General features: G+C 72.7%; 9 protein-coding genes and 1 pseudogene. 5 read left to right on the forward strand and 5 right to left on the reverse strand.

The features are described from left to right. Positions 1-95: 95 nt before the first annotated feature. The 4 genes and pseudogenes from RB628_RS06480 to lanKC all read right to left on the reverse strand — a co-directional run. Positions 96-1589, reverse strand: a pseudogene (locus tag RB628_RS06480) (ATP-binding cassette domain-containing protein); the annotation flags it as partial. Continuing rightward, a complete protein-coding gene (locus tag RB628_RS06485) occupies positions 1531-3258 on the reverse strand; it encodes an ABC transporter ATP-binding protein (protein WP_318319313.1) in 1728 nt (575 codons plus the stop codon). The pseudogene RB628_RS06480 and the gene RB628_RS06485, both read right to left, overlap by 59 nt. Before the next feature lie 88 nt (positions 3259-3346). After that, a complete protein-coding gene (locus tag RB628_RS06490) occupies positions 3347-3463 on the reverse strand; it encodes a SapB/AmfS family lanthipeptide (protein WP_318319314.1) in 117 nt (38 codons plus the stop codon). Positions 3464-3523: 60 nt separating this feature from the next. Then, positions 3524-6166, reverse strand: coding sequence for a class III lanthionine synthetase LanKC (lanKC, locus tag RB628_RS06495; protein WP_318319343.1), 2643 nt, complete (start codon positions 6164-6166; stop codon positions 3524-3526). A 174-nt stretch (positions 6167-6340) separates the two neighbouring features. Between lanKC and RB628_RS06500 the strand changes: the two genes are divergently transcribed. The 5 genes from RB628_RS06500 to RB628_RS06520 are packed head-to-tail and all read left to right on the forward strand — an operon-like array spanning position 6341 to position 12631. Continuing rightward, on the forward strand, positions 6341-8839 hold the full coding sequence (locus RB628_RS06500; protein WP_318319315.1) for a SpoIIE family protein phosphatase: 2499 nt from the start codon (positions 6341-6343) through the stop codon (positions 8837-8839). 45 nt (positions 8840-8884) lie between these two features. Further along, positions 8885-9952, forward strand: coding sequence for a glucose-1-phosphate thymidylyltransferase (locus tag RB628_RS06505; protein WP_318319316.1), 1068 nt, complete (start codon positions 8885-8887; stop codon positions 9950-9952). Then, positions 9949-10959: a dTDP-glucose 4,6-dehydratase gene (gene rfbB, locus RB628_RS06510; protein ID WP_318319317.1), complete on the forward strand. Its 1011-nt coding sequence runs from the start codon at positions 9949-9951 to the stop codon at positions 10957-10959. Before RB628_RS06505 ends, rfbB begins: the two co-directional genes overlap by 4 nt. Beyond that, entirely contained in the window at positions 10956-11831 is an 876-nt protein-coding gene (rfbD, locus tag RB628_RS06515; RefSeq protein ID WP_318319318.1) for a dTDP-4-dehydrorhamnose reductase, read from the forward strand. The genes rfbB and rfbD overlap by 4 nt, the downstream gene beginning before the upstream one ends. Beyond that, a complete protein-coding gene (locus RB628_RS06520; RefSeq protein ID WP_318319319.1) occupies positions 11828-12631 on the forward strand; it encodes a class I SAM-dependent methyltransferase in 804 nt (267 codons plus the stop codon). Before rfbD ends, RB628_RS06520 begins: the two co-directional genes overlap by 4 nt. Before the next feature lie 103 nt (positions 12632-12734). Here the strand turns inward: RB628_RS06520 and rfbC are convergent, their stop codons facing one another. Beyond that, the gene (gene rfbC, locus RB628_RS06525; protein WP_318319320.1) at positions 12735-13334 is read right to left on the reverse strand and encodes a dTDP-4-dehydrorhamnose 3,5-epimerase; all 600 of its coding nucleotides are present in this window, start codon (positions 13332-13334) and stop codon (positions 12735-12737) included. Positions 13335-13338 lie beyond the last annotated feature (4 nt).

Raw genomic sequence — 13338 nt, forward strand, 5'->3', positions numbered from 1 at the left:
TCGGCGCGTTCCTCCGCCTCCGGGTCCAGATGGCAGGTCGCCTCGTCGAGGAGCGCCACACAGGCGTACGAGAGCCAGGCCCGGGTCAGCGCGATCAGCTGCCGTTCGCCGGCCGACAGCGCGGCCGGGTCGACCCGGGCCCCGGGCCCGCCGTGCCGGGCGAGGAGCGGGGCGAGCCCGACCGCCTCGGCGGCGGCCAGCAGTTCGGCCTCGGGCACCGGATCCGGCCGCAGACAGCCGAGGTTCTCGGCGAACGTGCCGCTGAAAACGTACGCCTCCTGGGGAATGACGACCCGGTGCGCGTGGGCGGTGTCGCCGGACACCGGATGCCCGCACAGCCGGACCGAGCCGTGCTGGGGTCCGAGGAGACCGGCGGCCAGGGAGACGAGGGTGGACTTGCCGATGCCGCTGGGGCCGACGACGGCGAGCCGCGCGCCCCGGGGCAGGCTGAAGGTGAGGCCGTCGACGACGGGGGCGCAGGTGGGGCCGTAGGCGAAGGTGAGGCCGGAGACCGTGAGGGCGGGCGCCTTGGCGGAGGGGTGGGCGGGGCGGGCGTCCGGCCCGCTGCCGTGGTCCGCCGCCGGACCGGGCGGCACCAGGCGGCGCAGTACCACCGCGAGCCGCGAGCCACTGGTGCCCATGCCGTGGACCAGGTTCTGCAGGGCCGGCAGCAGTGACTGGGTGACATAGGCGAGCGCACCGACCAGGGCGCCGGGCGTGACGCCCTGGCGCAGCAGCCAGGGCGCCGCCAGCAGCAGCAGAACGACGGGGAGCTGACCGCCGACGGCGATCGACGCCACGCGCGGCACTCCCCAGCGGGCCAGCGAGCGGGCCGCCCTCAGCTCGGCGTCGACCCGTTCGCCGACATCGGCCGCCACCTGCTCCTCGGCACCTCCCGCGGTCACGTCCCGCAGCCCCGCACAGACGTCCCCGAGCCGGTCGGCGAGGCGTTCGTCGGCGACGAGGAACGCCTCCTGGCGGTGGGCCAGCGGGCGCATGCTCGCCGCGAACAGTCCCACGCCGACGACCAGCGGGGGAGCGACCACGAGCAGCAGGGGCGGCGCCAGCGAGGCCAGCCCGATCAGTGCGCCCCCGGCCGTGAAGACGAAGGAACGGGAGACCATCACGACACCGGCGAAGGTGTCCCGGGCGATCTCCACCTGCTGGGTCAGCGCGGAGAGCGCCCCGCCGTCCGCCTCCCGCACCCCGCGCGCCACCACCCGCTCCACAAGCCGGTCCCGTAACGGCTCGACGAGCTCGGCGACCGCCCTGTAGACCCGTCCGGTGCCGTACGCCCCCACGGCGACCGCGAGCGCGGCGATCCCGAGCCACCCGAGTCCGACGTCCGAGCGGCCGCGCAGGAACCCCTCGTCGAGGGCGCGGGCGAGGGCGTATCCCATGAGGAACGTCTGGGCGGTCTCCAGCACGGACCACAGCACGAGCCGCACGACCACGCGCCGCCGCCCCCGCAGAAACCGCAGCCCGCGTGTGCGTAGACCGTCGGTTCCGGTCCGCCCCTGCCCGGCGTGCTCACCCCCCGGCATCAGCGAACACCTCCCGGTAGCCCCTTTCGCGCCACAGTTGCGCATGCGTCCCCACCGCCCGCACCCGCCCCCCGTCCAGCCACGCCACCGCGTCCGCGCGGGCCGCGGTGGAGATCCGGTGGGCGACGACCACCCGGGTACCGACCGGGGAGCGGTGCAGCAGGGCGTCGACGACATGGTGTTCGGTGACCGTGTCGAGGCTGGACAGCGCGTCGTCGAGGATGAGCAGCCGGCTGTCGCGGGCCAGCACCCGGGCGAGGCCGAGGCGCTGCCGCTCGCCCCCGGAGAGGGGCGCGGCCCGGCAGGGGGTGGCGTAGCCGTCGGGCAGCCGGCGTACGAACGTGTCGGCGTGGGCGGCGGCGGCACCGGCCCTGATCCGGCGGGGCGACGCCTGATCGACGCCGAAGCCGATCGTGTCCGCGACTGTCTCCCCCAGCAGGGCGGGACGTTCGAAGGCGCAGCCGACCGCACGGCGCAGCTCGGCGTGGTCCAGTTCGGGCAGCGGCACGCCGTCCAGGAGCACGGTTCCCTCGTCGGGGTCTGCCAGGCGTCCGGCGAGGGCCGCCAGAAGGGACTTGCCCGCGCCCGAGCGGCCGACCACGGCGAGCGTGCTGCCCCCGGGCACGACCAGGTCGACGCCGTCCAGGAGCGTACGTCCGCCACGGCGGGCGGTGACCCCGCGCAGCTCCAGCCGGCCCCGCCCCGCAGGCAGCCGGCGGCTCCCGTACGGCGTCACCGGCTCGGCCAGCACCTGGCCGAGGCGTCGGGCCGACGCCCGCGCCCGGACCAGCCCCGACAACTGCCCGACCAGGACACCGACCCCCGCCGCCAGGACGGCGTACCGCGAGGCGGCGAGCATCTCGCCCACCGTCAGCCGGTCCCGGACCAGCAGGACGCCCGCCACGGCCACGACCCCCAGCTGCAGCGCCGGAGCCAGCGCGACCGCTCTGGCCGCCGCGCGCCCCTGGACGTGCCACATCCGGCGGCCCGCGCGGGCGAGCTCGGGCAGCGGCCGCAGGACCCTGGCCGTCTCCCGGCCCGCTGTCCCGCACGCGGCGATGGTGCGGGCTCCGCCGATCGCCTCCGCGAGCCCGCTCGCGATCCGTCCCTGGGCATCCTGGTAGCCGGCCACACACCGTGACGAGTCCAGGGTGAAGGCCCGCAGCAGCAGGGCGAGCACCGGCGCCCCGGCCAGGAACACCGCCGCCAGCCACGGGTCGAGCAGGCCGAGTGCCACCACCGCTCCGACCGGCCCGGCGACCGCGGCCAGCAGCGCGGAGACGGCGGCGGGCGCGGTCCCGGCCTGCGCGGCGTTGCCGATCAGCCGGGCCACCAGCTCGCCGGACCCGAACCGCGCCCCGGCCCGTGGCCCCACGGCGAGCAGATGCCCGGCCAGGCGGTACCGCAGCAACGCCGTGGCGCGGGCGGTCGTGGTGCCCCCCAGCACGGTCTCGACGGCGTCGAGCACGGCGAGCAGCAGCACGAGACCGGCGCACCACAGAACCCAGCGCATGGCCCCCGACCCGCCCGGGTGTGCCAGCAGCAGGTCGAGGGCCCGCCCCAGGGTGAAGGGCAGGGCCAGGCTCAGCCCGGTCGAGGCCGTGGCCACCAGGAACAGGGCCGCACAACGCCCCCCGGTGCGGCGCACGGTGGTACGCAACGGCGAGGCGGTGTCGTCGGCCGGGGGACGCCGGTCGTGGGTGGCTGTCGTCATTCGGGTGGACCCTCCGACGGGGGGTGACCGACCGCCGGGCGGCCCTCCGCGGATGGGAGTGACCGCCCGGCATCCTTGCCTGAGGTGCTCAGAGACAGAGGGTGACGCTGGCCGCGCTCACGCAGGACAGCAGACTCAGCGTGCTGTTCCCGCCCGTGGCGGCGGTCTCGTCGGACTCCATCGTCTGAAGGTCGAGCAGTGCCATGTCGATTCCTTTCGTCGGTCCCGGTGAGTCCGGGTTCCCCCTGTGGGGACGGGTGTCGCGTCACGACTCCTGGTGCGGAGCCGCGTCATGGGGCCGCCGTCGCGGCGGGAGGAAGGGCAGAGCTGCGGGGGCCGTCTCGTCGAGGGCCGCGCCGAGCGCGAGCAGACAGCCCGCGGTTCCGGTGCCCAGGTCCATGGAGAGCCTCATCATCTGGTGCCCGGGGAAGGCCAGTTGGCCCTGGTACGACATCGCGTACCAGCCGAGCCCGTCGATCTGTTCCCGCCGCCGCGCCTCGGGGGCGCCGGTGCGGGCAAGGTGCAGGATCATGCCGGCCCTGCCCTGGAACAGACCGGGCTGTGCGTAGAAGCGTGACGCGGCGGAGGTCAGGATCCGGTCGCGGGCCTGCCCGAACTCCTCGCGCCCGTCGGCGTGGGCACGGGACGGCTTCTCGGACGCGCCGAGCGCCAGCCAGTCGTCGAGGACCAGACCGATCCCCACGCTGCCGTCCCCGAGGTACGGCATGGTCCGCCACCCCTCGTCGACCTCCAGGCCGCCGCCCCGCTGCACGACGCAGCAGTCCAGGTCCCGGCGCAGCGCCGTACCGGCCGCGTCGAGCAGCGAGGGATCACCTGACACCTCGTACTGCCTCAGGAACAGCAGCGCGGGCCCGCTCGCGCCCCGCAGCAGCCCGGCGCGCCGTTTCTTCGGGTCCGGGAGCGGCTCGGCCAGGCGGCTCACCAGGATGTCCGTGACGTCCTGGGCCCGTTCGGCGAGCTCCGTCCTCCCTGTCGTGTGCGCCAGCCGGCCCAGGACCAGGCCAAGTCCGGCGAGGCCGCCCCGCAGATCCGAGGAGAGCTTGTGCCACTTCTCCCCGAGGACGACGTCGATCAGGTCCAGCGCCCGCCCGCTGTGCCCGAGAAGGTCGAGCACATGGGCGACGCCCGCGAGACCGTCGTACAGCCCGAGCGGCGTGCCCACCGGTACGGGGTCGGTGTGGGCCAGCAGCCAGCGTTCGCCCTCCTCGTACCGCTCGGCGCCCGCCTGGGACAGCGCGTACAGCACCCCGGCCGCGCCGTGTGCGATCCCTAGTCCGCCGCCGTCGGAGAACTGGGTGATGTCGCCGGGGAAGAGCCGGTCGTCGCGTTCGGGGGTGGCGGAGGCGAGGATCGCCTTCACCATCGAGTCGCGGCTGAACGGCCAGTCACCGGGCTCGACGGGAGCGGCGCGCGGTGACGGTACGGGGTGGGCGGCCCCCCGCGGGGACACCTCACGGGTGATCTCGGCGACCGCCTCGTCCAGAAACTCCGCCGGTACGTCCGGGAACTGGCCGGCGATCACCTCGGCCAGGTGGGGCGCCTTGCCGCGGTCCACCACGAACAGAGTGGTCAGGGGCATGAAGAGCGCGAGCCGCAGACACGCCAGCGCGTACCGGTCGACGTCCACGCCCCTGCGGTCGGGCGGGGCGAAGAACCCGGGGTGGGCGACGACCTGGCGGCCCCGCTCCTCGGCCGGTGCCGCCGCCTCGAAGTCGACCAGGGACACCGACTCCTCGTCGGGCGCGACCATGATGTTGAAGATGTGCAGGTCGTTGAAGACGATCCCGCGTGCGTGCACCGCCTCGACGGTCTCCTCGACCGCGCGGTGGATACGCAGCGCCCACCGGGTGTAGGCGGCCACCGCCCGCGGATCGGGGTCGTGGGTGAGCAGCGGGTGGCGCTCGGCGAAGAAGGCGTTGAGGGGGCGGCCCTCGATGAAGTCCATGACGAGGAAGCGGTGGTCCCCGAGCGTGAACCAGTCGCGCACCTGAGGCACCGTGCCGAGCCCGGAGACCTGCTCCAGCGCGGCGCGTTCGCGCTCCAGCCGGGTGATCGCGTCCGCGCCGTCGGCCGCCAGCCCCGCGTGCGGACGCCCCTCCTTCAGGACGACCCGGCGTCCGTCGCGGGTGTCGGTGCCGACGTACACGCCGCCGCCGTTGGAGAAGTGCAGGGCCTTCTCGATGCGGTACGGCAGGTCGGTGACCGTCGTCGCGTTGCGGGCCGCGAGCTGCGTCTCCAGGAAGGCGGGCAGCCGCACCCACTCCGGGACCTGGAAGGAGGGCGCGCGCCGGTCCGGCACCAGCCGTCCCTCGCCGTCCAGCACCGCCGGCACGAGCGAGCCGCGCTCGTCGACGACGAAGGAGCGCGCGAACGCCCCGTAGCGGACGTACAGCGGGCCCTCCTGCCAGCGCAGGTCGGTGAGGATGTACGGCCCCTCGCAGCCCTCCAGCTGCCCGCCCAGTTCGGTCAGCACCTCGTGCAGGCGGTCCGCGTCGGCCGGATAGACCGTCACGAACTTCCCGCTGCCGTCCCGGCCCGCGTACTTGGTGTTCCGCAGATGCAGCAGATGGGGGCCCGGCAGGAACTTGAACGGGATGCCGCGCGGCACGCAGTAGTCCCAGACCGCCGCGGCGGTCCGCTCCGCGTTCGCCCGGGTGGCCGAGGCATGCACCTTCCAGCCCTGGGTGGGTCCGGGGAGCGGGTCACCGTCCGGGCCGAGCGGCGTCAGTGCCAGCCAGTCGCCGATCCGTCCCGCACGCCAGCCCTCCGGTACCGCCCGGCGGGCCGTCTCGAACAGGGGAGCGGCCTCGCCCGGTGCGGACAGCCGGTCCGGTGTCTCGTAGAAGTGCTGGTCGGCGAGCGCGTACACCTCGTAACGCTGGTCCATGCCCACCTCCTCGTTGGCTGCCACCGAGCCTTCCAGCCCGTGGACGGGTCCCGACAGTCACGGCTGTCACGAGACCGCTGTGCGGAACGCACGAGTGCGGTCGGGGGCGCGGACTGGTCCGACCGGTGCCGCGGAACGCCGCAGGGGCTGCGCCTGAGCCCCATACGCGCTGTAATGACGAACGTGGTCAGTGAGGGCGCGGGACGCGGCACGAGATCGGTGCGTGCCGAACTTGCCCTCAAATCGCTCACCGATCTCGACCCCCGCGAGCGCCTCCGACGCGTCCTCGAACAGACGCTCGTCTTCGCGGGCGCGACCGTCGCCGCCGTCTACGCCCCGGGCGACACCGGTGACCTCCTGTGTCTCGTCGAATCGGCTGGTGTGCCCCGCACGCTGTACGGCCTGCGCGACAGCTACCCCGTGGCCGCCCACTCGCCCGCCGCCGACGCCCACCGCACCGGACAGCCGGTATGGCTCGGCCCCGACGAACTCGCCAACTGCGCCGAGTCCCGGCGCATACCGGCCGGTGACGTCCATCTGGCCGCCCTGCCCGTCCGCGCGGGTGCGGCGGTCGGTGACGGCGGCTGTCTGCTCGTCGTCACGGAGAGTCGCGGCGGCTTCGACGACGAGGCCCGGCAATGCCTCGGTCTGCTCGCCGACGCTGTCGCATGGTCCGCCCCGGGCCTGGCCGCGGACCCCGGCGAACTGCCGGCCAACGCCTTCAGCCTCGCCATGAACAGCGGGCGCGTCGAGGTCGGTGACGAACTCCTCGAACTGTTCGCGCTCGACCGCTCCGACTTCGACGGCAAGGTCGAGAGCCTGCTCGGCCTGACCGTGCCCGAGGACCTGCCCTCCCTGATGTCCGTCGTCGAGGCCGACCACATGTCCATCGGCGACCGGGAACTGGAGTTCCGGGTGTTCCAGCCCGCCGGCCCGCCGAGGTGGCTCAGGCTGCGCGGGCGGCTCGTGACCGCCGGGGAGGGCCGGCCCGCCCGGCTCGTGGGCACGGTCGGCGACGCCTCCACCCTGCGTTCCGGTGTCATCGACGTGGCCCGCGTCCAGCGCCTCGCCGCCGCCCTGGCCACCGCCGGGACCGTCCGTGACGTCAGCCGGGCCGTCGTCACCGCGCTGCGCGAGCCGCTGCGGGCCGACCGGATCGCCCTCGCGGAACTGGAGAACGAACGGCTCGTCGTCACTGTCCTCGACCCGCCGGAACCCGAGGCCTGGCCCGAGCTGTGGCGGCTCGAATGGCGCTCCGAGTGGCCCGAGTCGCCCGTGCGAGCCATGCCCACGCTGGCCGCCGCCCTGCGCGAGGGCCGCGCCGCCATCTGGCCCGCGGGCACCGAGGTGGAGCCCGCGCTCGAAGGCGTCGGCCCCGGCGGACTCGCCGTACTGCCGCTGCCAGCCGGCGGCCGGATGGCCGGCGTCTGCCTGATCGGGTGGGACAGCCCGCACGAGTTCGGCACAGACGAACGCGCCCTGCTCACCGCCGCCGCCGGCCTCGCGGGCCAGGCCCTGACGCGCGCCCACGCCTTCGACGCCGAACACGAACTCGTCGGGATGCTCCAGCGCTCCCTGCTGCCCCGCCGCCTGCCCAAGCTGCCCGGCGGGGTCGCCGAGGCCCGCTACCTCCCGACCACCGAGGGACTGGAGGTCGGCGGCGACTGGTACGACGTGATCCCCCTCCCCGACAACCACGTCGCCCTCGTCATCGGCGACGTCCAGGGCCACAACGCGGGCGCCGCCACCCTCATGGGCCAGATGCGCACCGCCCTGCGCGCGTACGCCGTCGAGGGCCACCCGCCGGACGTCGTCGTCTCCCACGCCAACCGTCTCCTTGTCGACATGGAGACCGACCTCTTCGCGACCTGCTGCTATGTCGAGGTCGACATGGAGGAGGGCACCGCCTGGTACGTCCGCGCGGGTCACCTCCCGCCGGTCGTCCGCCACCCCGACGGCACCACCGAGGTCACCGAGTCCGACGTCGGCCCCCCGCTCGGCGTGCTGCCCCGGGCCGAATACCCGATGAGCCTGCTCCGCCTCCAGCCCGGCACCCTGCTCGCCCTCACGACCGACGGTCTCGTCGAGTCCGCGGAGATCGACATCGAGGACGGCCTCGACGGCCTGGCCGCCGGCCTCGCCGCCGCCGACCCCGCCCACCTCGGCCTCGTCGCCGACGCCCTGCTCGCCGGCGCCAACCGCAACGACGACGTGGCCCTGCTCCTGCTGCGCTACGACGGAATGGAGCAGCGCCCGCTGCGCGAGAGCTGGACCGTGTGGCGGGTGCCCGAGGCGGTCCGGCACGCCCGCCGCTTCAGCCGGCGCACCCTGCGTGCCTGGGGCATGGCGGGCGAGGCGGGAGTCCAGGAGAACATGGACACCGTGCTCCTCGTCGTCTCCGAACTGGTGACCAACGCTCTCGTGCACACCGACGGCCAGGTCCGTCTCGACCTCACCCTCTTCAACGGCCGGCTGCGTGTCGCCGTCGCCGACAACTCGCCCCGCACTCCCATCCGGCCGACGAACATCGGCTGGGAGGCCACCGGCGGCCGGGGCATGCTCCTGGTCGAGGCCATGTCGGCGGCCTGGGGAACCGTCCCGGTCAGCGGCGGCAAACAGGTGTGGAGCGAGATCGCGCTGGAGCCCGAGAGCCGCCCGCACCGGTCACTCTGAGGCACCGGATATCACGTCGTGGGAAATCGAAGCTAGGGTGAACGGATGAAGGCTCTCGTGCTCTCCGGCGGCGCCGGCACACGGCTTCGGCCGATCACACATACCTCCGCGAAGCAGCTCGTGCCCGTGGCCAACAAGGCCGTGTTGTTCTACGGCCTGGAATCCCTCGCCGAAGCGGGCATCACCGAGGTAGGCATGATCGTCGGTGACACCGCGGCCGAGATCGAGGAAGCGGTCGGCGACGGAACGAAGTTCGGCCTGAAGGTCACCTACATCCCGCAGGAGCGACCCCTGGGCCTCGCCCACGCCGTGCTGATCGCACGGGACTTCCTCGGTGATGACGACTTCGTCATGTACCTCGGCGACAACTTCATCGTCGGCGGCATCAGCGACCTCGTCGACGAGTTCCGCAGACTGCGCCCCGACGCCCAGATCCTGCTCACGCAGGTGCCCGACCCGCGCTCCTTCGGTGTCGCCGAACTCGACGCGGACGGCCAGGTGATCGGCCTGGAGGAGAAGCCCGAGAACCCGAAGAGCGACCTCGCGCTCGTCGGCGTGTACCTCTTCACCCCGGCGATCCACGACGCCGTACGCGCCATCAGCCCTTCCTGGCGAGGCGAGTTGGAGATCACCCACGCCATCCAGCACCTCATCGACGCCCGGGCCGACGTACGATCCACGCTCATCAAGGGCTACTGGAAGGACACGGGGAACGTCACCGACATGCTGGAGGTCAACCGCATGGTCCTGGAGGGCCTGGAGCGGCGGATCGACGGGGACGTGGACACCGCGTCCGAGACCATAGGGCGGGTGGTGATCGAGGAGGGCGCGAGCATCAGCCGCTCACGCATCGTCGGACCCGTCGTCATCGGCGCCGGAACCGTCGTCAGCGACTCCTACGTGGGGCCGTTCACCTCCGTCGCGGAGAACTGCCGGATCACCGACAGTGAGCTGGAGTTCTCCATCGTGCTGCGCGACTCGTCCATCGCCGGAGTGGGCCGCATCGAGTCCTCGCTCATCGGCAGGCATGTCGAGGTGACCCCGGCCCCCAGTGTTCCCAGTGCCCACCGACTCGTCCTCGGAGACCACAGCAAGGTGCAGATCCACTCATGAACCTCCTCGTCACCGGCGCCGCCGGATTCATCGGCTCCACGTACGTCCGCACACTCCTCGCGTCCGACGCCCCCGACGCGCCCCGGATCACCGTGCTGGACAAGCTCACGTACGCGGGCACCCTGGAGAACCTGCCGGTCGGGCACCCCCGGCTGAAGTTCGTCCAGGGCGACATCTGTGACGCCGAACTGGTCGACGAACTGATGGCCGAGGCCGACCAGGTGGTCCACTTCGCCGCCGAGTCCCACGTGGACCGCTCCATCGACGGCGCCGCCGACTTCGTCCGCACCAACGTCCTGGGCACCCAGACCCTGCTGGACGCGGCCCTGCGCCACGGCGTCGGCCCCTTCGTGCACGTCTCCACCGACGAGGTGTACGGCTCGATCGAGTCCGGCTCCTGGCCGGAGGACCACCCGCTGGCCCCCAACTCGCCCTACTCGGCGTCGAAGGCGTCCTCGGACCTGCTCGCCCTCGCCTACCACCGCACCCACGGCCTGGACGTGCGCGTCACCCGCTGCTCCAACAACTACGGGCCGCACCAGTTCCCCGAGAAGGTCATCCCGCTCTTCGTCACCAACCTGCTGGACGCCGAGAAGGTCCCGCTGTACGGCGAGGGCCTGAACGTCCGCGACTGGCTGCACGTCGACGACCACTGCCAGGGCGTCGACCTGGTGCGCACCGGCGGCCGGCCCGGCGAGGTCTACAACATCGGCGGCGGCACGGAGCTGAGCAACAAGGAGCTCACCGCGCTGCTCCTGGAGGCGTGCGGGGCGGGCTGGGACAGCGTGGAGTACGTCGAGGACCGAAAGGGCCACGACCTGCGCTACTCCGTCGACTGGACCAAACTCCACGACGAGCTGGGCTACACCCCGCGCCACGACTTCGCGGCCGGACTGGCCGCCACCGTCGCCTGGTACCGCGACAACCGCGCCTGGTGGGAGCCCCTCAAGCGGCGCGTCGGCGCGGGCGAGAAGGACGAGCAGGCCGAGAAGCAGGTGCGCGGATGAAGTGGCTGGTGACCGGCGCCGCAGGCATGCTCGGCCGCGACACCGTCGAGGAACTCCTCAGGCGCGGTGAGAGCGTCGTGGGCCTCGCCCGCGCCGCACTGGACATCACCGACCCCGACGAAGTGCGGCGCGTCCTCGCCGCCCATGAGCCCGGTCTGGTCGTCAACTGCGCCGCCTACACCGCCGTCGACGACGCCGAGACGGACGAGGAGACGGCGCTGCGCATCAACGGCGTCGGACCGCGTCTGCTGGCCCAGGCCTGTGCCGAGCACGGCGCCCGTCTGATCCAGGTGTCCACCGACTACGTCTTCGACGGCGAGGCCCGCGGCACTCCGTACCCCGAGGACCACACCCCGGCCCCGCGCACGGCGTACGGCCGCACCAAACTCGCTGGTGAACAGGCCGTCCTGGCCACGCTCCCGGCCGCGAGTGCCGTCCTGCGCACGGCTTGGCTGTACGGCGCCCACGGTGGCAACTTCGTGCGTACGATGATCGACCTGGAGGCGCGTCGGGACACCCTCGACGTCGTCGACGACCAACGCGGCCAGCCCACCTGGAGCGCCGACGTCGCCGCACGCATCGCCGACCTCGGACCCCGGATCGGCCCCGAGGTCAACGGCGTCCTGCACGCCACCAACTCCGGCGAAACCACCTGGTTCGAGCTGGCGCGCGAGGTGTTCCGTCTCATCGACGCCGACCCGGACCGGGTGCACCCCACCACCAGCGCGGCCTTCACCCGGCCCGCACCCCGGCCCGCATACAGCGCCCTCGGCCACGGCCGCTGGCAGCAGACCGGTCTCGGACCCCTCCGAGACTGGCGTACCGCCCTGCACGAAGCACTGCCACACATCCGCAAGGAGATTTCCTCGTGAAACGCCATGAGTTCCTCCGGGAGCTCCACAAGGTCAGCGCGAACAGGAACTACCTGGAGATCGGCGTCAACGACGGCCGAAGCCTGACCCTGTCCCGGGTACCGAGCATCGCGATCGACCCCGCGTTCAAGGTGGTCTCGGAGATCCGCTGCGACGTCCATCTCGCGAAGGCGACCAGCGACGACTTCTTCGCGCGGCAGAACCCCCTCGCCCATCTCACGGGCGGCCGGCACCCGCTGCGCAACCTGGCCCGCAACCGCAGCCCGTTCGGCTACTGGCAGCGCACCACGCTCGACCTGTCGTTCATCGACGGGATGCACCTGTTCGAGTACGCGCTGCGCGACTTCATCAACGTCGAGAAGCACTCGGACTGGGCCAGCGTCATCGTCCTCGACGACATGCTGCCGCGCAGCATCGACGAGGCCGCCCGCGACCGGCACACCGACGCCTGGACCGGCGACGTCTACAAGCTGACCGAGATCCTCGCCCGGTACCGCCCCGACCTGGTCACGGTCCTCGTCGACACCGCGCCCACCGGACAGCTCATCGTCTTCGGCGCCGACCCCGAGAACACCGTCCTGCAGGACAAGTACGACGAGATCATCGCGGAGTTCGAAGTCCCGGACCCGCAGAAGGTGCCCGAGAGCGTTCTGGAGCGGACGCCCGCGATCAAGCCGGAGACCCTGGTCGAGGCCGGCTTCTGGGCCCCGCTCGTCAAGTCACGCAACCGCGGCACCAAGCGCTCGCGAGGCTGGGAGCAACTGCGGCGCAGCCTGCAGCCGCTGAGCACCAGCCGCTGACGCGGAACCGAACGAGAGACCGCGGCCCGGCAGCTCTTCAGCTGCCGGGCCGCGGGTCGCTCCTGTGTCGGCGACCGGTGAACAGGCCTCCGACACACGGGAGTTACCTGGTGTCGCGCAGTCCCGCGCAGTACGCCGCGCACTCCGCGTACGACGGCAGCAGCCCGGCCCGCTCCGCCTCCGCCAGGGTCGGCGCCTCGGCGTCCTTCTCCGACAGCACCGGCTCGATGCCCTCGGGCCAGGCGATGCCCAGCGCAGGGTCGAGCGGATGCACCCCGTGCTCACGCCCCGGCGCATACCCCGTCGAACACATGTACACCACGGTGGCGTCGTCGGTGAGCGCCATGAACGCGTGCCCGAGCCCCTCCGCGAGGAACACGGCGTGCCGGGTCTCGTCGTCCAGCCGCACCGCCTCCCACTGACCGTAGGTGGGTGAGCCGACCCGGATGTCGACCACGACGTCCAGGACCGCACCGCGCACGCATGTCACGTACTTGGCCTGGCTCGGCGGCACGTCCGAGAAGTGCACCCCGCGCAAAACGCCCCGGCGCGAGACCGAGCAGTTGGCCTGTGCGAGGGAGAGGTCGTAGCCGGTGGCCTCGCGGAACTCCTCGCCCCGGTACCACTCGTGGAAGGTCCCCCGGTCGTCCGGGAAGATCTTCGGCTCCAGTACCCAGGCGCCTTCGATGTCCAGTGCTCGCATGCTG

The sequence above is a fragment of the Streptomyces sp. ADMS genome, assembly GCF_033441795.1.
GTDB lineage: Bacteria > Actinomycetota > Actinomycetes > Streptomycetales > Streptomycetaceae > Streptomyces.

What these genes read in the sequence shown, in the direction of transcription:
- RB628_RS06485 (WP_318319313.1), bottom strand. Translation starts at nt 3,258, where the DNA reads ATGACGACAGCCACCCACGACCGGCGTCCCCCGGCCGACGACACCGCC.
- RB628_RS06490 (WP_318319314.1), bottom strand. Translation starts at nt 3,463, where the DNA reads ATGGCACTGCTCGACCTTCAGACGATGGAGTCCGACGAGACCGCCGCC.
- lanKC (WP_318319343.1), bottom strand. Translation starts at nt 6,166, where the DNA reads ATGGACCAGCGTTACGAGGTGTACGCGCTCGCCGACCAGCACTTCTAC.
- RB628_RS06500 (WP_318319315.1), top strand. Translation starts at nt 6,341, where the DNA reads ATGACGAACGTGGTCAGTGAGGGCGCGGGACGCGGCACGAGATCGGTG.
- RB628_RS06505 (WP_318319316.1), top strand. Translation starts at nt 8,885, where the DNA reads ATGAAGGCTCTCGTGCTCTCCGGCGGCGCCGGCACACGGCTTCGGCCG.
- rfbB (WP_318319317.1), top strand. Translation starts at nt 9,949, where the DNA reads ATGAACCTCCTCGTCACCGGCGCCGCCGGATTCATCGGCTCCACGTAC.
- rfbD (WP_318319318.1), top strand. Translation starts at nt 10,956, where the DNA reads ATGAAGTGGCTGGTGACCGGCGCCGCAGGCATGCTCGGCCGCGACACC.
- rfbC (WP_318319320.1), bottom strand. Translation starts at nt 13,334, where the DNA reads ATGCGAGCACTGGACATCGAAGGCGCCTGGGTACTGGAGCCGAAGATC.